This window comes from Stutzerimonas kunmingensis (assembly GCF_014764705.1).
Classification (GTDB): Bacteria; Pseudomonadota; Gammaproteobacteria; order Pseudomonadales; family Pseudomonadaceae; genus Stutzerimonas.
Window position 1 is genome coordinate 182,697 of record NZ_JACXXG010000005.1, and the last position, 22,967, is coordinate 205,663.

Here is a 22,967-nt window from a genome sequence, read left to right on the forward strand (position 1 = left end):
CGCTTACTGGTGGTAGGTCTTGAGGAAGTTGCCGATGCGGCCAATGGCCTGCTCCAGATCGTCGACGCGGGGCAGGGTGACCACGCGAAAATGATCCGGCCATGGCCAGTTGAATGCAGTGCCTTGAACGATCAGCAGCTTCTCGGAAAGCAGCAGGTCAAGCACGAACTTCTCATCGTTGTGGATCGGGCAGATCTTAGGGTCAATGCGCGGGAACGCATACAGCGCGCCCATGGGTTTGACGCAGCTGATGCCCGGGATGTCGTTGAGCAGCTCCCAGGTACGGTTACGCTGCTCTAGCAGGCGGCCCGGCGGTAATACCAGATCATTGATGCTCTGGTAGCCGCCCAGTGCAGTCTGAATCGCATGCTGCGACGGTACGTTGGCGCACAGGCGCATGTTGGCGAGTATATCCAAGCCTTCGATGTAGCTCTGCGCCCTGTGCTTCGGCCCGGAAATCGCCACCCAGCCCGAACGGAAGCCGGCAACCCGGTAGGATTTGGACAGCCCGTTGAAGGTAAGGCAGAGCACGTCCGGCGCCAGCGAGGCGGTGGAGATGTGTACGGCGTCGTCGTAGAGGATCTTGTCGTAGATTTCGTCGGAGAACAGAACGAGCTTGTGCTGGCGCGCAAGCTCGACCATGCCTTCGAGCACTTCCTTGGGGTAGACCGCGCCGGTGGGGTTGTTCGGGTTGATCAGCACCAACGCCTTGGTGTTAGACGTGATCTTGGCCTTGATATCGGCCAGGTCCGGCCACCAGTTGGCCTGCTCGTCGCAAAGGTAGTGCACCGGCTTGCCGCCGGCCAGGCTCACCGCAGCGGTCCACAGCGGGTAATCCGGGGCAGGGATCAGCACTTCATCGCCATTGTTCAGCAATGCCTGCATGGACATGACGATCAGCTCGGACACACCGTTGCCGAGGTAGATGTCTTCGATGCCGACGCCTTCAACCTGCTTCTGCTGGTAGTACTGCATGATCGCCTTGCGGGCGCTGAACAGACCTTTGGAGTCGCTGTAGCCCTGGGCAGTGGGCAGGTTGCGGATCACGTCCTGGAGGATTTCCTCCGGTGCTTCGAAACCGAACGGCGCCGGGTTGCCGATGTTCAGCTTGAGGATGCGATGGCCTTCCTCTTCCAGGCGTTTGGCGTGCTTGAGCACGGGCCCGCGGATGTCGTAACAGACATTGGCAAGCTTGTTCGATTTGCTGACCTGCATGATCCTGAGTGTCCCGAAGTGAAAACGCGCCAGTTCCGGAAATGGCTGGCCGCGCTTGGCATGAACCCGGGCGCCTTGGCAGTCGGAAACCCCGCTGCCAGACTAGGCGTCGAAGAGGGACGCATGATACGTGCGCCCCGACCACCGGAAAAGGTACGGATCGGCCTTTTTTGAGCTGAGGAGTGTATCAATGGACAAGCTGGAAAAACCGCTCGACGTCTGGCGCGAGGAGCTCTCCGATGAGCAGTTCCAGATCTGCCGGCTGGGCGCCACCGAGCGTCCCTTCACGGGTAAGTACAACGACACGAAGACACCTGGCATCTACCATTGCGCCTGCTGCGACACGCCACTGTTCGATGCGGATGCTAAGTTCGATTCCGGTTGTGGCTGGCCCAGCTATTTTCAGCCGGTCAGTGATACCGCTATCGCCAGCCTGGATGATTTCAGTCACGGTATGCACCGGATCGAGGTCAGGTGCGCACGCTGCGATGCTCACCTCGGTCATGTTTTTCCCGACGGCCCGCAGCCGACCGGGTTGCGCTACTGCATCAATTCCGCCTCTCTCAACCTGAAACCGCGCGAAGCCTGAGCATCGTCGGTTGCAAGGAGCCTCGCATGCACGACCCTTTGCTGGACATTCCCTGCGTCACCATCGAGGGCGAGCAGAAGAGGCTCGCGGATTTCAATGCCAAGGTGCTGCTGGTGGTCAACACGGCCAGTCAGTGTGGTTTTACCCCGCAATACAAGGGGTTGGAAGCGTTGTGGCAGCGTTACGGCGAGCGCGGATTGATCGTGCTCGGATTTCCCTGTAACCAGTTCGGCAAGCAGGAGCCAGACGGCGAGCTGGAAATCGCAGCATTCTGCGAACGCCGCTTCGGCGTTTCCTTTCCCCTTTTCGCCAAAGTCGAGGTGAACGGTGGGGATGCTCATCCGCTCTTCATTGAATTGAAAAAGCGCGCACCTGGGCTGCTGGGTAGCAAGGCGATCAAGTGGAATTTCACCAAGTTTCTCATCTCTGACCAGGGTAGGGCGGTGAGGCGTTTTTCTTCTCGCACCACGCCGGAGGCAATGGCCGCGGAAATCGAAACATTGCTTTGACTGCTACTTAAGTGATGTTGCGTTTCGCCTGCCTGATTGCCTGTTGTCGGGTCCGGTCCAGCCGGGCCTTTTCGTCTCTGGAGTCATCATGGATGTCGAGTTGAAAGCCTTCCTGCAGCGTGCCGAGGGACTGCTGGCGCGTATCGAGCCGCTGCTACCTGCCAAGCCACCGGTCATCGATTGGGATCGTACCTTTGCGGCGCGCTGGCAGCGTGATGCTCGCAGCGGCTTTCTGGCACCGCTGGAAGTCAGTCTGGATCTGAGTCTGGCCGATCTGATCGGCATTGATCGCCAGCGCGATCTGCTGTCCGCCAACACGCGCCAGTTCGTCGATGGATTGCCGGCCAACCACGTGCTGTTGTGGGGCGCCCGTGGCACCGGCAAGTCGTCGCTGATTCGCGCGTTGCTGGCCGAATACGCCGCGGATGGGCTGCGTCTGATCGAAATCGAGCGTGACCATCTGGCGGACCTGCCACGCGTTGTCGAACTGTTGGCCGGGTTACGACAGGCATTCGTCCTGTTCTGTGACGACCTCTCGTTCGAGGCGGGAGAGGGCGACTATCGCGTGCTCAAGAGTGTGCTGGATGGATCGCTGGAGCGTGCGCCGGAGAACGTGCTGTTGTACGCCACGTCTAATCGCCGGCACCTGGTCCCGGAACGTCAGAGTGACAACGAGAACTGGCAGATGGTCGACGGCGAACTGCACCCGAACGAAGCGGTGGAAGACAAGATCGCGTTGTCCGACCGCTTCGGTTTGTGGCTGTCGTTCTACCCCTTCACCCAGCAGCACTACCTCAGTGTGGTACGCCATTGGATCGATTCGTTGGCGCGGCGGGCCAGCCTCGATTGGGCGTGGAGCGAAGCCCTTGAGAAGGATGCGATTCGTTGGGCAACCGGGCGCGGCAACCGCAACGGTCGCTGCGCCTACCAGTACGCTCGGCAGTGGGTGGGTAAGCGTCTGCTCGAAGCGCGAGGCTGAACGTATTTGCTGAGGTCGTCAAGGCGGCCTGCTGCGTGACTTCACAGCGGGCGTGATCGGAACTCAGGCGGTAGCGGCCTTGCCCATTTCCTTGAGCTTGGCGTTCATGCGCTGCTCGTCCGGCAGGATGCCCGCGACCGATGGCAATGCCAGCATGCGTGCATGATGTGCTGCGAGGTCGGGCCAGCGCTGCGCGTCGAGCTGTTCGCCACCGTGCGCCATGTTGATCAGTTGGCAGGCGACGGCGATGTCCGCCATCGACAGTTGGTTGCCGACGAGGAACTCCCGCTGGGCGAGTTGCTGCTCAAGGTAATCGAAATGCGGCGGTAGCTTCTGCTTCAGCGCGGCCTGCACTGCCTCTTCATTGCAGGCTTGACCGGCGGTCGGCTTAAGGATGCGGTTGCGGAAAACGGTAAAGGTGGCCAGAGGTGCCAACTCGTAGTCTGCGTACTTTTCCAGCCAGCGGACCCGCCCGCGTTCCTGCGCGTTGCTAGCGTAAAGGGCAGGCGTATCGGGATAGGCCTCCTCGAGGTACTGGCAGATCACGCTGGAGTCAGCGAGGGTGCAGTCGCCGTCCTTGAGCGCCGGGATGCGTCCCAGTGGATTGATGGCCAGGTACCATTGCGGAGGCGTGAAGGGCATGACCGTCTCTAGCTGATAATCGAGCCCCTTTTGCCTGAGGCACAGGCGCACCTTGCGCACGAACGGTGAGAGGGGAACGCCATACACGGTCAAGGTCATGGGATTTCTCCGTAGCAGATCAGGGCTGATGAGCTATCAATAGACGTTGTTTTTCTTCCAGAGATCTTCGTCATCGAACGCCTTCATGCCTTCGGCGAGCTCGTTGGGCTCGTCTGTCTTGGGCACCTCGTTCTTCAACACCAAAGCGTCGGCATGTGCGAGGAGGGCTTCCAGCTGTTTGAGCTGGCTCTGATAAGGCGCCGGTGCAGGCTGGCGGCGAATATGCTGAATGCCTCGTTCGAAGGCCAGGCGTGCGCGTTGCGGCTGGTTCTGTTGCAGCGCAAGTTTGCCCAAGCCGGTGAAGAACTCGATGTGCAGGATAGCCAGCATGCGTTGGATGTCCTGCACCCAGCGTTTGGCTTCGGCCTGATCGATCAGGCCGTCCTTGGTGGCGCGAACGATCTGGGCGTGGAGATCCTCGAGCATGAAGCGACTTTCCTTGGCCTGTGCTTCCGTCACGATCTGCCGCGGAGCATTGCGCATCTCGATCGCTTCGCCCTTGGCCAGCTCGGCCTGCAGCGCCTGCATTCGCGCGCTCAGTTTGTCATTGCCCTTGTCCACCGGCCGCAGCCGTTCGCTCAGCGCAAGTTCGAGGCGGGTCAGCAATAGCTTCAGCGCGGGTGTCATCATCTGTCCCGGGAGTCCGTCGGACAGCTCCGCGCAGCGGCGGCAGCGGTCAGTGAGGTCAGCCCGTTTACGGGCCTTTTCCAGATTGCCTTTTTCGACGATCTGAATGGTGTAGACGATGCCGACCAGCAGGAACACACCGACCAGGATCAACGCAGTGATCATTAATGGAGACACTTGACTGCACCTCTCGAGCCGCTGGTTTTTCGCTTGAGTGTAGTGGCTTGATGATGTGGCCGATAGCTCTACGTGCTGCCCAGGTATGGCCTTCAAATTTTTTTAAAAACTATGCTTGACGACTCCCGAGGGCCTCCATAGAATGCGCGCCACTTGCAGCGTGAAGCACCAAACAGAGCGCTGCAGGCCGGAATGAAGCTTGTGGTTTCCGGGCAACGTCCCCTTCGTCTAGTGGCCTAGGACACCGCCCTTTCACGGCGGTAACAGGGGTTCGAGTCCCCTAGGGGACGCCATTTTTGCTGTAGATAATGCGGGAATAGCTCAGTTGGTAGAGCACGACCTTGCCAAGGTCGGGGTCGCGAGTTCGAGTCTCGTTTCCCGCTCCAAATTCTCTTCGGTGACCTTTTCAAGGTGATCGAAGAAAGAAAAAAGCGACCTCAGGGTCGCTTTTTTCGTTTCAGTCGATCCCTTTCAGATCTCAGCTCTTGCTGATCTTTATGCCCAGCGCCTGCGTGGCTTGCCATGCGCTGGCGCCGTCCGCTACCTCAGGCCAGCCTACTGCATCGCGCGGCGGGCTGCCGGAGGAGGCTCAAGGTGGTGGGCGTCCCCTCAGGTGTATTTGGTGAAGATGCTGCGCACCCGTTCCAGGGTCTCGCCTGTATCTTGCGTCTGGTCGTGCAGCGCCTCTTCGATCAGGCAGGTCAGCATCAGTCGGTAGGCTTTGTCCAGCGCGCTACGAGCAGCGGAAAACTGTTGAGCGATGGCTTCGCAATCTTCGCCTCGCTTGATCATTGCCTGGATGCCGCGCACCTGCCCCTCGACTCTCGCTAAACGTTTCAGCATGGCCTGCTGCTGGGCCTGCATCTCTGCGGATTCCACGGGGAGGGTCTGGTCATTCATGCGGCTACCTCGACATGACTGGATGGAGAGCCTGCGAAGATTCCGATTAGGGTCGCGGCTCATATACGGGTAGGGGCATGCTAGCGATGCCGCCGCTGGCGGCCAACTTCTTTCGGTCAGGGCTTGCCAAACAATATATAAAAAAATATATTGTCATCATCTTAAGTGTTTGATCGCTGACCTATGACTGCCGATCTGGATATCGAGCAACTGCGCGCCAATGCGGCGTCCGCGGGGGCTTTGCTGAAGGCTTTGGCCAACCCTGACCGCCTGTTGCTGCTTTGCCAGTTGTCGCTGGGCGAGCGCAACGTCTCCGAGCTGGAACAGCTGCTGGGCATTCAGCAGCCGACGCTGTCGCAGCAGCTCGCCGTATTGCGCCGGGAGGGGCTTGTTGCAACGCGCCGCGAAGGTAAGCAGGTCTACTACCGGATCAGCAGCGCTGAAGCATTGGCGGTGATCACGACGCTTTATCAGCTGTTCTGCGAAGGGGGCAAGCAATGACCATCGACTGGATCAACTTCACACCTTGGGCGGCATTGGCTGGTGGTGTCCTCATCGGTGCCGCGGCCAGCTTGTTCGTCCTGCTCAATGGCCGAATCGCCGGGATCAGCGGGCTGCTTGCCAGCCTGCTGGAAACGGGGGGCGAGGGGCGAAGCGAAAAACTGTTGTTTCTGCTCGGCATCCTGCTCGCGCCGCTCCTTTGGATGCTGTTTGGCACCCTGCCAGCGATGGAGTTTCAGTCCGGCTGGATCGGTTTGCTGGTGGCCGGGATGTTGGTCGGCGTCGGTACTCGCTACGGCTCCGGTTGCACCAGTGGGCATGGGGTCTGCGGGATCTCGCGACTGTCACCGCGCTCCATCGTGGCGACCGTGGCATTCATGGTCGCCGGCTTCGCCACGGTCTATGTACTACGTCATCTGTTGGGAGGCTGAGCATGCGCAAGTTGACTTCATTTGCTGCTGGTCTGCTATTCGGGCTGGGGCTGCTGCTTTCCGGAATGGCCAACCCGGCCAAGGTCATCGGTTTCCTTGATCTGGCGGGCGCCTGGGATCCCTCGTTGGCGCTGGTGATGGTCGGTGCCATCGCTACGGCGCTGGTGCCTTTCACCTGGGCGAGGAAACACGAGCGCTCTTTGCTCGATGCGCCGATGCAGCTGCCAACCAAGCGCGAGCTGGATGGCAGGCTGATCGGTGGCAGTCTGCTGTTCGGTGTGGGCTGGGGAATCGCTGGCATCTGTCCGGGCCCGGCCATCGCCATGCTGCTCGGCGGGCACTGGCAGGTCGTGCTTTTCGTTCTCGCCATGCTTGGCGGAATGCTGTTGTTCTCCGCGCTGGAACGCCGGCGCGCTTGCTGACCGGGAGGTCTTTATGAAAGTCAACGTTGGAACCATTGATCGGGCACTGCGCATCGTTGTCGGCTTGGTGCTTATCGGTCTGAGCCTGGGCGGCGTGATCGGTGCCTGGGGCTGGATCGGTCTGTTGCCGCTGGCGACTGGCATCTTCCGTTTCTGCCCAGCCTATACGCTGCTCGGTATCAAGACTTGCAAGGCGTGCGATTCCAAGTCCTGAGAGTCTGCGAAGCTCCACAGCAAAAAGGCCGACATCGATGTCGGCCTTTTTTTGTCTGCGCGCTGCGATCCGGCTATTCGAAACTGGGCAGGCTCGGCTTCACAACGGGCTTGTTCGCGCCGACCCAGGCGTCGAACCCGCCGGCGATCGACTGGACATGCAGGTAGCCCATGTCCTGCAGCGCAGCTGCGGACAGTGCGGCGCGACCGCTGGTCTTGCAATAGAGCACGATGTTCATGTCGCGCGCGGCGAGTTCCGGTGTGCCGCTGAGCTTGAACTCCAGCAGCCCCCGCGGAATGTTGAGGGCGCCGGCGATATGGCCCTCACGAAACTCATCCGCCTCGCGCACGTCGATCAGCACGTCCGCTGCCTGGATCGCGGCGTCGGCATCCGCGACTGCGACTTCCTGTACGTGGGCCCGGGCCAGTTCGACGAGGTCATGTGCGTTCTTCATCCTGCGTTCTCCTTGATGTTGCCAAAACATTCACGCTGCCGTTCACGGGCATGGTGGGTGGTGTCCGGGTCCAGTGCGAGCAGCGCTTCGTACTGGCTGATGAAAACCTGACCGCCCAAATGAGCGATGAAATCAGTGTTCCGTAATCGGTCCATGACCGGCCCCTTGACCTCGGAAAGATGGAGCTGGATGCCTGCGGTGTGCAGGCGGGCCGTGATGGCCTCAAGACTCTCCAGGGCGCTGGCGTCGATCAGGTTCACGCCTGGACACATCAGCACCAGGTGCTCGGCCTGCGGATAGCGCCCGATCAGCTCGGCGACGCGGTCTTCGAGGAAGCGCGCATTGGGGAAATACAGGCTCTCGTCGACGCGCACCGAGAGCACCCTCGGGCTCTGTATTACGGCGAAGCGCTCGATGTTGCGAAAATGTTCGCTACCCGGCAGCTGGCCGACCACGGCAATATGCGGCTGGCTGGTGCGCCAGAGAAACAGCAACAGCGATAGGCCGACACCGAGCAGGATGCCGCTCTCCACGCCGATCAGCAGCACACCGAGCATGGTGGCAGCCATGGCCGCGGCGTCCTGTCGGGAGTAGCGCCAGGTGCGGCGCAGGGCGGAGAGGTCCACCAGGCTGAGCACAGCGACAATGATCGTCGCGGCCAGTACCGCGTGTGGCAGATTGCGGAACAGTGGCGTGAACAGCAGCACAGTGAGGCCGATGCCCACTGCGGTCAGCGCACCAGCCAGCGGCGTCTGTGCGCCAGCATCGAAGTTGACCACCGAGCGGGCGAAGCCGCCGGTTACCGGAAAGCCACCACTGAGGGCCGCGGCGACATTGGCGCCGCCAAGCGCGATCAGTTCCTGGTTAGGCTCGATGCGTTCGCGGCGCTTGGCCGCCAGGGTCTGCGCCACGGAAACCGACTCGACGAAGCCGACCAGGCTGATCAGCACCGCCGCAGGCAACAGTTGCAGTGCTAGCGTCATATCCAGCGTTGGCAGGCTCATGCTGGGTAGGCCGCCAGGCACCGCACCGACTACCCGCACGCCGGCATCGGCGAGCTGAAAGACGCTGACCGCCGCTATTGCCAGCAGCAAGGCGGCGACCGGCCCGATCTTGCTCAGCGTGCCGGCGATATGCGGACTCATACCCAAACGCTGCAGCCAAGTGGAGAGGCGGCTGCGCACCAGGTAGAGAAATAGCAGGCTCGTCGTGCCGACGATGAACGTCGGCAGATGCATTTGCGACAGTGTTCCGAGCAGGCCCCAAATCAGCTCCACGGCGTTTTCACCTCCGGTTGAGATGCCGAGGATGTGCTTGAGCTGGCCGAGAGCGATGAGGATGCCCGAAGCGCTGATGAAGCCGGAAATCACCGGATGGCTGAGGAAATTCGCCAGAAAGCCCAGGCGCAGCATGGCCATGAGCAGCAGCACCGCGCCGGAGAGCAGCGCCAGCAGCATGGCCGCGCCCGCATATTCCGCGCTACCCGGGGCGAACAACGGTCCCAAGGCGGCCGCAGTCATCAGCGATACCACTGCCACCGGGCCGACTGCCAGGGTGCGACTGGTGCCGAACAGGGTATAGGCGATCAGCGGCAGCATGCTGGCGTACAGGCCGGTCACTGGCGGCAGGCCGGCGAGCATGGCGTAGGCGAGGCTCTGTGGGATCAGCATCAGTGTTACGATCAGCGCGGCAAGGCTGTCCTTGGCCGCGGCCGCGCGATCATAGTGCCTGACCCACTCTAATATGGGCATGTAGCGGGCCAAGCGCTGCTTCATCCCTTCTTCTCCTGGGTGAAGTCGCAAGCGTCGGGTGCCTCGGCCGGGCGCGGTTCGAAGTCCAGATGCTTCGGCTCGGCCAGCCATTCATGGCCCTTGAGCATCATCTCGAAGTAGATCGACGGCATCCATTGGGTCTTCAGCTTCCAGGCCAGGCGGCGCGGCACTTTCGGGTCGAGCGGGAACGTCGGCAGCAGCTTTCCGCCATAGCCGAACTCGGCGAGGATCACCTTGCCGTGCTCGACGGTCAGCGGGCAGGAGCCGTAACCATCGTAGATCGCCCGCGGGCCGCTGCCCTTGAGCACACTCAGCACGTTTTCGGCGACCACCGGTGCCTGTTTGCGCACCGCTGCTGCGGTCTTGGCGTTGGGCGCGGAACACACATCGCCGAGGCTGAAGACGTTGCCGAAGCGCGGATGTCGCAGCGTCTCGTGCTCGGCCTCGAACCAGCCGTCGGCGTTGGCCAGGGCGCTGTGGCGAATGAAGTCCGGTGCGTGCTGCGGTGGCACCATGTGCAGCAGATCGAACTCACGCTCCACCGTGGTACTTTGCCCGGCGCTGTCGGTCACCTTGAACCAGGCCTTGCGCGCCGGTCCGTCGACAGCCACCAGATTGTGGTTGAAGTTCAGTCGCGCGCCGTAGCGCTCGACGTACTGCATCAGCGCGGGCACGAAGTCTGCGACGCCGAACAGGACCGCGCCAGCCGAACAGAAGTCGACTTCGATATCCTTCAGCACGCCTTGCTGGCGCCAGTGATCGCAGGACAGGTACATCGCCTTCTGCGGTGCGCCGGCGCACTTGATCGGCATGGGTGGCTGGGTGAATAGCGCCTTGCCGCCGCGCAGGTTCTGCACCAGTTGCCAGGTGTAGGGCGCCAGTTCGAAGGCATAATTCGAGGTCACCCCGAACTTGCCGAGGCTGTCGCGGGCGCCTTCGATGGCGTCCCAGTCGAGGCTCAGGCCTGGGCAGACCACCAGCGCCCGGTAGCCGATGCGACTGCCGTCTTCGAGCACCACTTGCTGGTGCTCCGGCTCGAAGGCTTCGGCAGCCGCGCGGATCCATTGCGCCTTGGACGGAATGCAGCGACTCATCGCGCGCTCGGTGGCGGCGCGGTCGAACACGCCGGCGCCTACCAGTGTCCAGCCTGGCTGATAGTAGTGCTGTTCACGGGGTTCGATGATCGCGACGCGCAGTTCGGGGTCGCGCTTGAGCAAACTGGCTGTCACGGCACAGCCGGCCGCGCCGCCGCCAATCACCAAGACGTCGTAGCGCGGCGTGATGGCGAATTTCGAAGCGCCCGGCAGCGGCAGATCGGTTGTCGACTGCCAGTAACCCTGCATGCGTGGCAGCAGGCCGCTGAGGTCGTAACTGGCTTGCTGGGCTGTCTGCAGCAGCACCTGCGGGTCGAGGTGATGGGCCTCGACCAGTGCCCAGAGCGAAGCCGAGCGTGTCCCAGTGCGACAGAACGCCAGTGCTGGCCCCTTGATCCGCGCCAGTAGCGCTCGGAAGGCCGCGACGTCGGCATCAGTGATCTGCCCGGATACGACCGGTAGATGGTGATACTCAAGGCCGGACGCCTCTGCGGCGGTGCGCATGACCTCGCTGGACGGCTGGCCTTCGCCCTCGTTGTCCGGGCGGTTATTGATGACGCAGCGAAATCCGCTGCCGGCCAGCAGCACCATGTCCGCCGGTTGCAACTGGGCAGCGACGGAGATGAAAGGGGTCAGTCGTTTTATTGTTTGCATGTCGACGTCCTCCACGCTTGGGGCTACAGCACGTCCAGGGGGATCTTCAGGTAGCGCGTGCCGTTGCTTTCCGGCTCGGGCAGCTCGCCGCCGCGCATGTTGATCTGCACAGAGGGCAGGATCAGCGTAGGCATGCCCAGCGTGGCATCCCGTGCCGTGCGCATGGAGACGAACTGGTCCTCGCTGATGCCGGCGTGCACGTGCACGTTGTGTTCGCGTTCGGCGGCGATGGTCGTTTCATGGAGGAACTCTTCACGGCCGGGCGCCTTGTAGTCGTGGCACATGAATACCCGTGTGTCGCCCGGCAGGGCGAACAGCTTCTGGATGGACTGGTACAGCGTGCGCGCGTCGCCGCCCGGGAAATCGCAACGGGCAGTGCCGTAATCGGGCATGAACAGCGTGTCGCCGACGAACGCCGCATCACCGATGACATAGGTCATGCAGGCCGGGGTGTGGCCCGGGGTATGGATGGCGCGCGCCTGGATGTTGCCGACCTGGAAGGTATCGCCATCGTGGAACAGGTGGTCGAACTGGCGGCCATCGGTCGCAAAGCCGGTACCGGCGTTGAACAGCTTGCCGAAGGTGTCCTGCACCACGGTGATGCGATCACCGATCGCCAGCTGACCACCTAGTTGCTGCCTGAGGTACGGCGCGGCGCTCAGATGGTCGGCGTGCACGTGGGTTTCCAGCAGCCACTGCACCTTGAGGTCCTGCTCGCATACATAGTCGACCAGACGCTGGGCGGTAGCATGGGAGGTACGGCCGGATGCCGGATCGTAGTCCAGCACCGAATCGATCACCGCGCATTGGCGTGTCTGCGGATCGCTGACCACGTAGCTGTAGGTGAAAGTCGCGGGATCGAAGAAGGGTTCGATATGGGCATTCATGGGCGCGCTCCTCTCCAAGATTAATACCGGTGGGGGTATGTATGTGGAGTGATGTTAGCCCTGATTTAGGTTATATGCTTAGACTTAATAGTTATTAGCTGGTGGCGGGACATTCGCCGCGACCCGCTATGGAAGGGGCGCAGCGGCTGTCGGGTCAGCGACTGGGCGGATTGGCAGCGTCACTGACGATATGGCCATCGACCAGCTGTATGGTCCGCCCGCAATCGGCCGCAAGCCGTGGATCATGGGTCACCACCAGTATTGCGCAGCCGAACTGGGCATTGATGCGATGAAATAGCTCGAACACGCTTTGCGCTGTGCGGGTGTCGAGGTTGCCGGTCGGCTCGTCGGCCAGCAACAGAGGCGGGCGGGTCACCAGCGCCCGGGCGATTGCAACTCGTTGCTGCTGGCCGCCGGAGATCTGCGTCGGCTTCTTGTCGGCGAACTGCGCCAGTCCGACTTCGTCGAGCAGGCCGCGAGCCAGGTCGATATCCGCGTGTGACGGCTTGCCGTGACGAATCATCAGCGGCATCAGCACGTTCTCCAGCACGCTGAATGCCGAAATCAGGTGGTGAAACTGGAACACGAAGCCGATTGCCTGGTTGCGCAGGTGCGTGCGCGCTTCATCGTCGCTGTCGCGTGTCGCCTGGCCGAGCACGTACAGTTCGCCGGAGCTGGGCGTATCGAGCAGGCCGATCAGGTTCAGCAGCGTGCTCTTACCTGAGCCGGACGGGCCGATCAGCGCGGCCAGCTCGCCGCGGCTCAGACGCAGGTCGATACCGTGCAACACCTCGGTTTCCAGTGGTGTGCCTATGTTGAAGGCCTTGCGTACCTGTTCCAGGCGCAGGACCTCATTGGCCGGGCTGGCTGGCAGGGTTTCAGACATATCGAATCGCCACCGCAGGGTCGTAGCGCGCCGCACGCCGCGCCGGCATCGCCGCCGCCAGCACGCCGGTGATTGTCGCTACCAGCATGGCCAGCGGCACCAGTGTCGGATCGACCGGAATGGTGAATAGCCGCGGGCCAAACAGATTGAAAACCTGCACCAGGCCCCAGCCGACGCCTCCGCCGCAGGCCGAACCGAGCAGCCCGAGCAGCCCGCCCTGCAGCAGGAACACGCGCAGGATCTGCCCGCGCGGGCTGCCCATGGCGCGCAGGATGCCGATCTCGCGGGTGCGCTGGACGACGCTCACGGCGAGCACGCTGGCGATGCCAAAGGCCACGGAGATACCGACGAATACACGGATCATCTCCGTGGTCATGCTCTGCGAGGCGAGCGCGTTGAGCAGTTGCCCATTGGTTTCCATCCAGCTTTCGGCGCGCAGCCCGGTGAGGCGCGCGAGGCGCTCGGCGACCTGATCGGCCTCGAAGATCTCGGCGACCGTGGTATCGATCACCGTGACGCCGCCGGGCAGGTCGAGCAGTGTCTGCGCCTGTTTCAGGTCCAGGTACACGTAGCGCGCATCCAGCTCGCGTACGCCCAGCTCGAAGATACCGGCGATATCGACGACTGCCTCGCGGCCTTCGCCGGCGTCCAAACGCAGCTTGTCGCCGATGCCCAGGCCGAGGTCGCGTGCCAGTTCCTTGCCGATAACCGCATGGCCGGCGCCCACGGTGAACTGCCCGGCGATCAGGTCGTCTGCCAGCGGGATGATGCGCTGATAGCGCGGCGGGTCGATGCCGAGCAGCGCCACCGAGGCGCGGGCCACGCCGCGTAGGGCGATGGCCGGGCCGCTGATCACCGGCGACACCGCGAGGATCTGTGCGTCCTGGTCGAGTACGTCGCGTACGTCCTGCCAGTTGATGATCGAGCGCAGGCGCTGGGCCCGCGGGCTCTCCAGCACCAGCGGCCAGCTGTGGTCATCGGCGGGCAGAAGGCGGTTGACCTCGTCCGGCGGCAGGATGCGGATATGCGCCTGGGTGCCCAGGGTGCGCTCGACCACATTGGCCTGCAGGCCGGTGATCAGCGCCGTGATGAACACGATCACCGCCGAGCCGACGGCGATACCGAACATGATCAGCAACGTCTGCATGCGGTTGTCCAGCAAGAAGCGCAGGGCGATCTTCCATTCGGTCCACAGCGAGTCGGCCAGGCGCATGCAGTCAGTCCTGAATGCCGGTTGGAATCGTTTGCTCACGCACGCGTACGCGCTGGCCTTCCTCGGCGTCGCCGATTAACACCAGATCACCTGCCGCCAGCCCTTCACTGACTTCGCTCAGCGCGGTGCCGAGCATCCCCAGACGCACGCCGACCCGCTCCACCACGCCGTCATTGACGCGCAATACCTGGGCGCGTGTTCCGTCGCGGGCGCGCAGCGCATCGTTGGGCAATACCAGGGCTTGCTCGCGTCGGCCGGTCTCGATGTTCACCGAGACGGTCATGCCCTGACGCAGGAAGTCGGCTGGCTCCAGCAGGTCGAGATGGACATCGATGGTCCCACGGGCGGTATCGACGCTCGGCGCGATGAAGCTGACGCGTGCCGGCAGCACTCGATCCGGGTAGGCATCGGCGATGATCCTGGCGGCCTGGCCCAGTTCGATCGGGGCCAGATTCTTTTCGTCCAGAGGCAGCAGGATTTCGCTACTGCCGGAGCGGGCAATCGTCAGCAGGGTGCGGCCGGGCTGTACCAGGTCGCCGGGTTCGACTTCGCGCGTCTGCACGATGCCGTCGACTTGGGCGTGGATGCGGGCTTTCGCCAGGTTCGCGCGCGCCGCTTCCAGGCGCTGACGCAGGACCTGTTCCTCGCTGCCGCCTTCGCCCACGGCCGCGGCAGCGAAACGGGCGCGGTCGCGGACCACACGGGCAGTCAGCGTTGCGCGGCGAGCCTGCTCAAGGGCCTCGGAGGCCAGGAGCTTGCGTTCGAACAGTGTCTCCCGGCGCTGGAGTTCGCGATCGGCCTGTTCGAGGTTGTTCTGTGCCTCGCGCAGGGTGGCCTGTGCTTGGGGGCGGCTGGAATCAATCAGCTGCTGCAGGGCCGCTTCCGCCTCGCGCAGGCGGGCGCGCTGCTCGTCGTCGCGCAGCTCCAGCAACAGATCGCCAGCCTTTACCGCATCGCCCTCGCGCACATGGCGCACGGCGACAACGCCGGTGATTTCGCTGCCGACCTGCGCCAGCGACTGGCTGTCCACCTCGCCGCTGGCGACCACGCGTTGCACCAGTGGGCGTGTTTCCAGGCGATAGCCGGGCAATTCCGGCCCTTGAAGCTGGCGCCAGATCATCCAGCCGGCCAGCAGCAGGACCGGGATGATCAGCAAAAGCGCGCGACGAATGGTTTTTGCGGCGGGCACGACGGACCACTCCTTAATGCGGCCCCTCCGGGCCATCGAACCCGCCAAGCTTACGGTCATACCCGTGGGGGTACAACGCGGGCGTTGCGCGCAGGTCGGGCGATGGTCTGCGGCTATCGTGACCATAGGCTCTGGAGCAGGGCGTGGCGGAGTACACTGGCCGCCCGCATCGAGGATTCTGAAATCATGGCGTCCACCGTTCAAAGCCCGGCGGCCACTCTGCGCGCTGCCTGGCTCGCACAGGCGCAAGCCAACCCCTGGATCACCTTCGGTCTTGCGGCAACTGCAGTGGCGGTGCTGTTACTGCTAGTGGCGGGTACCGCCAACGCTTTGCAGAGCAGCGAGGCGGGCAACGTTCGCTACGCGCTGTTGGGCGGCAGCGCCGGTTTCGTAGCGACGGCGGTCGGCGCGTTTCTGGCGATCGGCCTGCGTGACATTTCTACCCGCACCCAGGACAGCATGCTTGGCTTTGCCGCCGGCATGATGCTCGCTGCGAGCGCTTTCTCCCTGATCCTTCCGGGGCTGGAAGCGGGGCGTGAATTGTTCGGTAACGGCCCGGCTGCGGCGCTGACGGTGGTGGTCGGCCTGGGTCTTGGCGTGTTGCTCATGCTCGGTCTGGATTACTTCACGCCGCACGAGCATGAAAGCACTGGCCCCTGTGGTCCCGAGTGCGAACGCCTGAACAGGGTCTGGCTGTTTGTGCTCGCCATTGCGCTGCACAACATTCCCGAAGGCATGGCCATCGGTGTGAGCTTCGCCAATGGCGACCTGAGCGTTGGCCTGCCGCTGACCACGGCGATCTCCATTCAGGACATTCCCGAGGGCCTGGCCGTCGCGCTGGCGTTGCGCACCACCGGGTTGTCGGCGCTGGGTTCGGTGTTGGTCGCCGCGGCATCCGGGCTGATGGAGCCGATCGGCGCGTTGGTGGGTATCGGCATGTCCAGCGGCTTCGCCATCGCCTATCCCATCAGCCTCGGCCTGGCCGCGGGGGCAATGATCTTCGTGGTATCCCACGAGGTGATCCCGGAAACCCACCGCAACGGCCATCAGACGCCCGCCACGCTGGGCCTCATGGTGGGCTTCGCGGTGATGATGTTCCTCGATACCGCGCTGGGCTGAAGCGTCAGGGCTTGTCCGCCTCGGTCTGCATGATCAGCTCGACGCGGCGGTTGCTGGCGCGACCCTGTTCGTCGCCGTTGTCGGCGAGCGGTCGCGTGTCGGCGTAGCCGGTTGCGCTCAGCCGCGTCGATTCGATGCCGGCCAGCTGCAGGTAGCGCACCACGCTGCTGGCGCGGCTGGCGGAAAGCTCCCAGTTGGACGGGAAGCGCTCGGTCTGGATGGGCAGATTGTCGGTATGGCCCTCGACGATGATCCGATGACCGCCTGCGGCGAGGGTCGGGACCAATCGGTCGATCACATCCAGCCCGGCGTCTTCCAGCTCCGCCCGCCCTGAGCCGAACAGAATTTCGCTGCTGATTCGAAAGCTGATGCTGCCATCGTTGACGATGACCTCGATGTCGTCGCCCAGCGCCAGATCGGGCTTCGCTTCGCTCGTGTCGTCCTGCTGCGTATCAGCCGCCGGCGCCGGTAGCGGCACGATCGATGGTATGGGTGAAGCGCTTGGCTGCAGTGCTACCAGCTGATCGCCAGCCGCCTGCTGCGTGGCTTCTACCATCGCTGGCTCGCTCTGCTGGCCTTCGCCCTTGCCGGCCAGCGCCAGCATGATCACCAGCATCACCAACAGCAGGGTGAGCATGTCCAGGTAGGTGATCAGCCAGGCTTCCTGCTCTTCCTCTCGCTGCGGCTCGATATGCCAGCGGGAGAAGCGGCTGCCCTGCGATGCCTGGCCGTTCACGTGCGTTCGTCCTGCGGCGCGCTGCGCGGTGCGGCGGGGCTGCCGTCGCGAATTTCGTCGTCGTGGTGGGCGATGAACGACTTGAGCGTTTCGCGCATGTAGGCCGGGCTGCGGCGATTGCACATCATCGAGATGCCCTGCATCACCAGATTCATCAGCGCCACGCGTTGCTCGGTACGCCGTTCGAGCTTCACGGCCACTGGTTTGAGGATCAGGTTGGCCAGCAGCACGCCGTAGAAGGTCGTCATCAGCGCGACCGCGAGGCTGCGGCCGATCAGGTCCATATTGCCGCTACCGAGCATGAACATCAGGTTGATCAGCCCGACCAGCGTGCCGATCATGCCGAACGCCGGCGCATAGTTGGACATCGCCCGGAACAGCTGTGCCTCGGCATTCTCCCGGGCGCGCAGTCGGGCGATGCGCCATTGCAGAAGTTCCAGGATGTCTTCTTCCGGGGTGTTGTCGATCACCAGCTGCACGCCGGTGCGCAGAAAGGGATTGCTGACCTGCTCGACCGCTTTTTCCACCGCAGGTAGGTCACCGCTGATCCACAGTCGCGAGATCTGCACCAGCTCATCGAGATCCTGCCGGGTGTACAGGCGCTCGTTGCGCATCACGGTCCAGATCAGCCCGAACACTCGGGTGACTTCGCGCAACGGATAGCTGATAAAGGTCGCCGCCAGGGTGCCGACTAGTACGATGCCGAGGCTTGGCAGGTCGATGAAAAGCGCGGGTTCTTTGGCGGCGAAGAGCATGACGACGGCGAGCAGTCCGATGCTCGCGACGATGCCGATCAGGGTGGAGGGATTCATCGGAACTCCGCTGAAGGGGGGCAGTGCAGAAAGCGCGCGATCATAGCAGCTGGCCTTGCGCGTACGGCTGACCTGGGTCAGATCAGCCGCTGGCAGCCGCTCTACAGATTCTCAAGCAGCCGGCGCGCCGCTTCCTGGCCGCTAAGCCAGGCGCCTTCCACTCGGCCGGACAGGCACCAGTCGCCGCAGGCGTAAAGACCCAAGCCGGCGTCGGCCAGGGCATTCCATTCGTGGGCCTGGGCCGGGCGGGCATACAGCCAGCGATGGGCCAAGGTGAACTCCGGGGCCGGCACCACACAATCGATCAGCTCGGCGAATGCGCCATGCAAGCGCTCGATCACCGCCTCCTTGGGCAGGTCGAGGTGCTGTCGGCTCCAGCTGCTGGTGCCGTGCAAAACCCAGGTATCCAGCTCGCCGTTGCGGCCGGGCTTGCTGCGGTTGCGAGCGATCCAGTCCAGCGCATCGTCGCGAACGAAGCAGCCTTCCAGCATGGTGTTCAACGGAGTCGCGAAGCCCAGCGCGACCGCCCAGGTGGGCTCCATGGCTACGCTGGCGGCGACGGCGGCGAGCTTGGGTGCGCTGGAGAGCAGCGCAGCCGCCTGCGGCGCCGGAACGGCGATCACCACCTGGCTGAACGGCCCGTGGCTGACCCCGCTGGCGTCGACCAGCGTCCAGAATTGTTCGCCGCGAAACACTTCGGTGATGCGGCAACTGAAGTTGACGGGCATGTCGCCGAGCAACCCGCGGGTGATCGAGCTCATCGTCGGCGTGCCGACCCAGCGTACTTGCTCGTCGGCAGATGGTTTCAGTTGACCATCATGAGACTGATACATGCTGGGTGACCATTGATCGACCCAGCCTTCGTTCTGCCACTGGCGGACGGTTTCGCCAAAGCGACGATCGCGGGCGGTGAAGTACTGCGCGCCCAGGTCGAGCGAGCCCGCGTCGCTGCGTTTGCTGGCCATGCGGCCGCCGCTGCCGCGGCTCTTGTCGAACAGATGTACTGCCTGCCCGGCATCGTGGAGGGTCCGCGCAGCGGAAAGCCCCGCGATCCCGGTTCCGATGATGGCGATTGGAGCCTTGCTCATGATTACCTCGTGTGCTGTTGCCATCAGCCGCGCAGTGAAAATCGCTGCACAGCATGGTTTCATGACAAGCGTTCGATAGCGCTTGAGCCTGCCCATCCTCGGACAGACGTTGGTCTTTGGCTAGAGGCTTTCGACGCAATGCGCATACCGCTCGCCGGTTCAATCCATTGAGCGGGTTGCTGGCGCTGCATAGAAGAGGATGCAATTGGCCTGCCGCAGGCCCGGCAGCAGTCTGTGGTTGTAAGTTGCTGATAAGCCGGTACAATGGCGCCGCTCGCCGCCAGGCGGGTTTCGTTATGGTGGGCCCTGCCGGTCCCCTCGCAACGATCAGCCGTGAACCCGGTCAGGCCCGGAAGGGAGCAGCCGCAGCGGTGACATTGTGTGCCGGGGTGTGGCTGGTAGGGTTCACCTCCATAACGTATCTCCTTGATTTCTAACGGTTTTTCGCTCTGATCACGCCAGTGATCCATAGGGTGATCCACCGTGTCTTCTGTACCTTCTTACCTCTGGTTATCCCGACACTCGATCTTCTATTTCAGAATCGTGGTGCCTGGAGTTCTGCGTCCGCTTTTCCCTTGTTCCGAGATCCGCCGTTCACTGCAGACACGCTGCAAGCGCGAAGCGCTGATCCGTGGGCGCGAATTGCTCCTGCAGGTTCAGCAGCTCTACACCCAGGCATTCCAGGGCACTCGGCCATCCCTCGACTCCCTACGTGGTGCTTGGGAGGCGGGCGGTAAGCGAGTTGCTAGTTGGGCTGCATGGCTCCGTCAGCAGCAATTGGTTGCGCTTGCGGAGAAGCCTTTGGAGCAAGGGGAGGGAGGCAGGGTGAGAGGGCCACAGAAGCCCCGCAGTGCCCCCTCAAGAGCCAAACAGGTGCAGCCAGATAGGCTGATAGCAGATGCGCCAAGCAACGCTCCACGCTTCTCCAGGGTGGTTCAGGAGTGCCTGGAGCAGCAGTCTCATGAAGGCGTGGCTGCGAAGACGCTATCCGACAAGCGTTCCGTGGCTGAGCTAATGACTCGGATCGTGGGTGATTTGCCGGTCGATCTCATCACTCGCCAGGATGCCCGCAAGTTCCGAGAGGTGGCACTCAAGCTCCCGCCGAGGATGAATCAGCTTCCCGAGGGACAATCGCTGGAGCAGATCATCGAGACTGCCACCACCACGATCAGCCTCACCACGTTCAACAACTACGTGAAGAACCTGACGACCTTTTTCTCCTATGCCATCCGTGAGGGCTACTGCGAGCGCAACCCGTTCGACGGGCTTCGAGTCAGGCAGCGAGGCAAGGTCAGCGAGGAGCGCAGTGTCTTCACCGAGGACGATCTGCGCCGTCTGTTCTCGAAGCAGGTTTACGCATCAGCCAACTCAGCTCAGCCGCACAAGTACTGGCTGCCACTGCTCGGCCTGTACACCGGGGCGAGACTCAATGAGCTATGCCAGCTCTATCTGGATGATGTGGTCTGCATTAACGGCATCGATTGCTTACACATCCGGGCGACCAGGTCCGATCAGAAGCTGAAAACCGTCACTTCGGAAAGACTCGTGCCGATCCACTCGAAGTTGAAAGCGCTGGGGTTCCTTGAGTTCGTCCGGTCGCAGCGGGAGGCTGGCCACCAACGTCTTTTCGCGGAGCTGACCTTGCACAAGGCGCATGGCTACGCTGCCGCTCCCTCCAAGTGGTTCACTCGGGTTCGTGATCAGTTGGGCTTCCGTGATGGGGCAGAGCGCAAGGACTTCCACAGCTTCCGGCACACGCTTGCTGATCATCTGAAGCAGAAGGGAATAGTCGAGTCGCTGGTTGGCGGCATTCTTGGCCATCAGAGCGGTGGGATTACCTTCAGTCGATACGGAAAGGACTTCAGGCCGGAGGTGCTGGCTCCGGTGATTGAGGCAGTGGATTTTGATGCTGCTGAGTGGCTGCGGTGATTGGTGATGATGGCCATCGTGTTGACGCCTTCCAGGGTACGCACGAAGGTGGCCAGGGATTCCTGGCGCAACGCCACGCAGTTGTCGAAAACGACAGCCTTCGGTGCCATCTCCTTGTTCTCCAGGGCGAGCTGCTCGTTCTTCTCTGCCAGCTCGGCAGCCAGACGCAGGGCTTCGGGCAGCGACTGCGGGACACGGAAGGCAGCGCCCTTGGCTTGCTCCTCTAGTTCATGCAGACGGTCGATGACCTTGGCGCGGAGCGGGATGCTGTAGCCGGTCAGCAGGATCTCAACCTCGCGGCGCGGGAGGTTGAAGCAAGGCTTCTCACGGCCATAGGCGTCCAGATAGATGCCCTCAAAACTGAAGGCATCTTTCCCAAGCTCTTGCAGCATCGAGCGGATGTCCCGCATCACGTTGTAGTGTTCCTTCCCGGTCAGCTCTGCGATCTCGCGGCTGCTCATGGTTACCGGCTTGTTGGTCAGTGCATTCATGTTCTGTCCTCCAGAAAAGACGAAGCCCGCTCAGAGGCGGGCTATGGGTGTTCGCTGGTAGTGAGGGTTTTTCCGTGATCGTGGAAAAAGTCAGTGGCCTGGGCCGATCAATGCCTTGAGGTTCTCGGCGGTCTCTTTAGCCGCCTGGGCTTCCGCGATCAGGATCAGGTTCTTCTCCTGCAGTCGGTCGATCTGCTCGGTGTTGCGACTGACCTCGATGTTGTTGGTGGCGGTCAGTTGTTCGAGCTGGTCGATGGTCTTCTGGAAGGACTTGAGGATCTTGTTGAGCTGGATCATGCGGGCCTCTCGTCGGGAGGCAAGAGCGAGAGGCGAACTATGCGCGCGCGGTTAGTTGGACTGGCTGGTTGGGACACGATGCCGCTGCAGCCTCGATAAAGACTGGCACGGCCAACTATTGAGTTATGCAATTGATTCTGCAGTGAAAATAACGCGAAGGTGAGAACGTTGAAGCGCCCCGATACGGTTTGCTATCTGTAGCGAACACGACAAATGAATCGGAGGTTTCAGCCAATGACCAGCAATCAATTTGGCTTCAGCGTCTCTATTGGCAAAGCACGTCTTTGCTTATTCATCGGTGACGTGTACGTCCGAATGCCGAGGCGCTTTGAGTTGGCCTGGAATAGCTCTGGTTTCTATCTCGGCAAGGACGGAGCGTGACGCACATGGAAACCACATTCAGCAAACACGCCCTGGCTTATGATCGGTATGCACTTGTCCAGCTTTTCAAAGCGATTGAAGAGTTCCGTGGCGTTGACCCAGAGATGCCAGCACAAGGCATGGCATTGTTCCTCTACTCGGCGATCTACCCAGGCTGCACGATGGCGGATCTGCAGAAGAACCTCGGGATGACCCAATCGTCCTGTTCAAGGAATGTCTCAGCCTTGTCGGAGTGGCATCGTCTTGAAAAGCCAGGACTCGGATTGATAGTGGCAACGCCAGATCCGATGGAACGCCGCAGGAAGATCGTGCAGTTGACCGAGAAGGGGCAGCAACTGGCTGTCTCCCTGACCGAGGCGGTGATGAATCCGGTTCGACTGTCGTCGTTCTCGAAGGCAGCACGGTAAAAAAATAACCCCCAGCACCAAACCGATAGGTCGGCCTCCTGGCTTTCCAGGCTAAGGGTGATGGGGGTTCTGTCAGTTGCTGCTCGTTGGTGCCAGCCGGAGCACCGGAAGGTTCATCTGCTGGGCTGCTTTCCATCTGCGTTTGTCTGCGGCCAGGATCTCGCTCAGCAGCGGATGTTGGGCGGTGCCTCCGGCAGTCGTAGCCAACAAGCCCGAAGTGCTCCGACTCCTGGCCTTCCTCACTTCACTGGCG

The 22,967-nt window shown here is 62.3% G+C and carries 26 protein-coding genes, 2 tRNA genes, 1 other RNA gene and 1 pseudogene; 14 read left to right on the top strand and 16 right to left on the bottom strand.

The window, feature by feature from the left end:
* Positions 1-3: 3 nt before the first annotated feature.
* A complete protein-coding gene (locus IEG05_RS07045; protein WP_014820822.1) occupies positions 4-1,215 on the bottom strand; it encodes a pyridoxal phosphate-dependent aminotransferase in 1,212 nt (403 codons plus the stop codon).
* A 190-nt stretch (positions 1,216-1,405) separates the two neighbouring features.
* Here IEG05_RS07045 and msrB point away from each other — a divergent pair, with 190 nt between their 5' ends.
* From msrB to IEG05_RS07060, 3 genes are all read left to right on the top strand, one after another.
* Positions 1,406-1,804: a peptide-methionine (R)-S-oxide reductase MsrB gene (gene msrB, locus IEG05_RS07050; RefSeq protein ID WP_003299543.1), complete on the top strand. Its 399-nt coding sequence runs from the start codon at positions 1,406-1,408 to the stop codon at positions 1,802-1,804.
* Positions 1,805-1,830: 26 nt separating this feature from the next.
* On the top strand, positions 1,831-2,313 hold the full coding sequence (locus IEG05_RS07055) for a glutathione peroxidase (protein WP_191121798.1): 483 nt from the start codon (positions 1,831-1,833) through the stop codon (positions 2,311-2,313).
* An 88-nt stretch (positions 2,314-2,401) separates the two neighbouring features.
* On the top strand, positions 2,402-3,292 hold the full coding sequence (locus IEG05_RS07060) for an ATP-binding protein (protein WP_191121799.1): 891 nt from the start codon (positions 2,402-2,404) through the stop codon (positions 3,290-3,292).
* 63 nt (positions 3,293-3,355) lie between these two features.
* Here IEG05_RS07060 and IEG05_RS07065 read toward each other — a convergent pair whose 3' ends face one another.
* Positions 3,356-4,033 carry a glutathione S-transferase family protein gene (locus tag IEG05_RS07065; protein ID WP_023445004.1) on the bottom strand — a complete coding sequence of 226 codons (678 nt, stop codon included), beginning with the start codon at positions 4,031-4,033 and terminating at the stop codon, positions 3,356-3,358.
* A gap of 36 nt (positions 4,034-4,069) precedes the next feature.
* Positions 4,070-4,837: a hypothetical protein gene (locus IEG05_RS07070; RefSeq protein ID WP_313486273.1), complete on the bottom strand. Its 768-nt coding sequence runs from the start codon at positions 4,835-4,837 to the stop codon at positions 4,070-4,072.
* A 217-nt stretch (positions 4,838-5,054) separates the two neighbouring features.
* On the opposite strand from IEG05_RS07070, the gene IEG05_RS07075 reads away from it, so the two are divergent.
* A tRNA-Glu gene (locus tag IEG05_RS07075) sits at positions 5,055-5,130 on the top strand.
* 17 nt (positions 5,131-5,147) lie between these two features.
* Positions 5,148-5,223, top strand: a tRNA-Gly gene (locus tag IEG05_RS07080).
* Between the two features lie 223 nt (positions 5,224-5,446).
* On the opposite strand, the gene IEG05_RS07085 is transcribed toward IEG05_RS07080, so the two are convergent.
* Positions 5,447-5,737 carry a metal-sensing transcriptional repressor gene (locus IEG05_RS07085; RefSeq protein WP_014820817.1) on the bottom strand — a complete coding sequence of 97 codons (291 nt, stop codon included), beginning with the start codon at positions 5,735-5,737 and terminating at the stop codon, positions 5,447-5,449.
* 183 nt (positions 5,738-5,920) lie between these two features.
* Between IEG05_RS07085 and IEG05_RS07090 the strand changes: the two genes are divergently transcribed.
* The 4 genes from IEG05_RS07090 to IEG05_RS07105 are packed head-to-tail and all read left to right on the top strand — an operon-like array spanning position 5,921 to position 7,305.
* Positions 5,921-6,238: an ArsR/SmtB family transcription factor gene (locus IEG05_RS07090; protein ID WP_003299535.1), complete on the top strand. Its 318-nt coding sequence runs from the start codon at positions 5,921-5,923 to the stop codon at positions 6,236-6,238.
* Positions 6,235-6,669 (top strand): YeeE/YedE family protein, encoded by a 435-nt coding sequence (locus tag IEG05_RS07095; protein ID WP_014820816.1) that lies wholly within the window; start codon positions 6,235-6,237, stop codon positions 6,667-6,669. The genes IEG05_RS07090 and IEG05_RS07095 overlap by 4 nt, the downstream gene beginning before the upstream one ends.
* A 2-nt stretch (positions 6,670-6,671) precedes the next feature.
* Positions 6,672-7,091 carry a YeeE/YedE family protein gene (locus IEG05_RS07100; protein WP_014820815.1) on the top strand — a complete coding sequence of 140 codons (420 nt, stop codon included), beginning with the start codon at positions 6,672-6,674 and terminating at the stop codon, positions 7,089-7,091.
* A 13-nt stretch (positions 7,092-7,104) separates the two neighbouring features.
* A complete protein-coding gene (locus tag IEG05_RS07105; RefSeq protein ID WP_003299529.1) occupies positions 7,105-7,305 on the top strand; it encodes a YgaP family membrane protein in 201 nt (66 codons plus the stop codon).
* Positions 7,306-7,378: 73 nt separating this feature from the next.
* Here the strand turns inward: IEG05_RS07105 and IEG05_RS07110 are convergent, their stop codons facing one another.
* From IEG05_RS07110 to IEG05_RS07140, 7 genes are all read right to left on the bottom strand, one after another.
* Complete coding sequence (locus IEG05_RS07110) at positions 7,379-7,759, bottom strand: rhodanese-like domain-containing protein (protein ID WP_014820814.1); 381 nt, start codon at positions 7,757-7,759, stop codon at positions 7,379-7,381.
* Complete coding sequence (locus IEG05_RS07115) at positions 7,756-9,534, bottom strand: SulP family inorganic anion transporter (protein WP_191121800.1); 1,779 nt, start codon at positions 9,532-9,534, stop codon at positions 7,756-7,758. The genes IEG05_RS07110 and IEG05_RS07115 overlap by 4 nt, the downstream gene beginning before the upstream one ends.
* The gene (locus tag IEG05_RS07120; RefSeq protein ID WP_191121801.1) at positions 9,531-11,279 is read right to left on the bottom strand and encodes a bifunctional protein tyrosine phosphatase family protein/NAD(P)/FAD-dependent oxidoreductase; all 1,749 of its coding nucleotides are present in this window, start codon (positions 11,277-11,279) and stop codon (positions 9,531-9,533) included. The genes IEG05_RS07115 and IEG05_RS07120 overlap by 4 nt, the downstream gene beginning before the upstream one ends.
* 23 nt (positions 11,280-11,302) lie before the next feature.
* Positions 11,303-12,166: an MBL fold metallo-hydrolase gene (locus IEG05_RS07125; RefSeq protein ID WP_191121802.1), complete on the bottom strand. Its 864-nt coding sequence runs from the start codon at positions 12,164-12,166 to the stop codon at positions 11,303-11,305.
* A gap of 154 nt (positions 12,167-12,320) precedes the next feature.
* Positions 12,321-13,052 (bottom strand): ABC transporter ATP-binding protein, encoded by a 732-nt coding sequence (locus IEG05_RS07130; protein WP_191121803.1) that lies wholly within the window; start codon positions 13,050-13,052, stop codon positions 12,321-12,323.
* Entirely contained in the window at positions 13,045-14,265 is a 1,221-nt protein-coding gene (locus IEG05_RS07135; RefSeq protein WP_191121804.1) for an ABC transporter permease, read from the bottom strand. Before IEG05_RS07135 ends, IEG05_RS07130 begins: the two co-directional genes overlap by 8 nt.
* Positions 14,266-14,269: 4 nt before the next feature.
* Positions 14,270-15,454, bottom strand: a complete 1,185-nt coding sequence (locus IEG05_RS07140; protein WP_191121805.1) for an efflux RND transporter periplasmic adaptor subunit — start codon at positions 15,452-15,454, stop codon at positions 14,270-14,272.
* Positions 15,455-15,640: 186 nt separating this feature from the next.
* Here IEG05_RS07140 and IEG05_RS07145 point away from each other — a divergent pair, with 186 nt between their 5' ends.
* Entirely contained in the window at positions 15,641-16,573 is a 933-nt protein-coding gene (locus tag IEG05_RS07145; protein WP_003299516.1) for a ZIP family metal transporter, read from the top strand.
* 4 nt (positions 16,574-16,577) lie between these two features.
* On the opposite strand, the gene IEG05_RS07150 is transcribed toward IEG05_RS07145, so the two are convergent.
* The 3 genes from IEG05_RS07150 to IEG05_RS07160 form a co-directional block, all read right to left on the bottom strand.
* The gene (locus IEG05_RS07150; RefSeq protein ID WP_046622121.1) at positions 16,578-17,309 is read right to left on the bottom strand and encodes an OmpA/MotB family protein; all 732 of its coding nucleotides are present in this window, start codon (positions 17,307-17,309) and stop codon (positions 16,578-16,580) included.
* Complete coding sequence (locus IEG05_RS07155; RefSeq protein ID WP_003299513.1) at positions 17,306-18,121, bottom strand: motility protein A; 816 nt, start codon at positions 18,119-18,121, stop codon at positions 17,306-17,308. The genes IEG05_RS07150 and IEG05_RS07155 overlap by 4 nt, the downstream gene beginning before the upstream one ends.
* A 101-nt stretch (positions 18,122-18,222) precedes the next feature.
* A complete protein-coding gene (locus IEG05_RS07160; RefSeq protein WP_191121806.1) occupies positions 18,223-19,209 on the bottom strand; it encodes an NAD(P)/FAD-dependent oxidoreductase in 987 nt (328 codons plus the stop codon).
* A 307-nt stretch (positions 19,210-19,516) separates the two neighbouring features.
* On the opposite strand from IEG05_RS07160, the gene ffs reads away from it, so the two are divergent.
* The 3 genes and pseudogenes from ffs to IEG05_RS23250 all read left to right on the top strand — a co-directional run bounded on the left by ffs (position 19,517) and on the right by IEG05_RS23250 (position 21,138).
* Positions 19,517-19,613, top strand: an RNA gene (gene ffs, locus IEG05_RS07165) — signal recognition particle sRNA small type.
* A 142-nt stretch (positions 19,614-19,755) separates the two neighbouring features.
* A pseudogene (locus IEG05_RS23625) lies at positions 19,756-19,824 on the top strand (hypothetical protein); the annotation flags it as partial.
* A gap of 411 nt (positions 19,825-20,235) precedes the next feature.
* The gene (locus IEG05_RS23250; protein WP_336509757.1) at positions 20,236-21,138 is read left to right on the top strand and encodes a site-specific integrase; all 903 of its coding nucleotides are present in this window, start codon (positions 20,236-20,238) and stop codon (positions 21,136-21,138) included.
* Here the strand turns inward: IEG05_RS23250 and IEG05_RS07175 are convergent.
* Together IEG05_RS07175 and IEG05_RS07180 are read right to left on the bottom strand one after the other, a co-directional pair.
* Positions 21,030-21,629: a Rha family transcriptional regulator gene (locus IEG05_RS07175; protein WP_191121808.1), complete on the bottom strand. Its 600-nt coding sequence runs from the start codon at positions 21,627-21,629 to the stop codon at positions 21,030-21,032. The two genes, IEG05_RS23250 and IEG05_RS07175, sit on opposite strands and share 109 nt — an antisense overlap.
* 90 nt (positions 21,630-21,719) lie before the next feature.
* A complete protein-coding gene (locus IEG05_RS07180) occupies positions 21,720-21,926 on the bottom strand; it encodes a hypothetical protein (protein ID WP_191121809.1) in 207 nt (68 codons plus the stop codon).
* A 386-nt stretch (positions 21,927-22,312) separates the two neighbouring features.
* On the opposite strand from IEG05_RS07180, the gene IEG05_RS07185 reads away from it, so the two are divergent.
* Positions 22,313-22,714: a MarR family winged helix-turn-helix transcriptional regulator gene (locus tag IEG05_RS07185; protein ID WP_191121810.1), complete on the top strand. Its 402-nt coding sequence runs from the start codon at positions 22,313-22,315 to the stop codon at positions 22,712-22,714.
* Positions 22,715-22,967 lie beyond the last annotated feature (253 nt).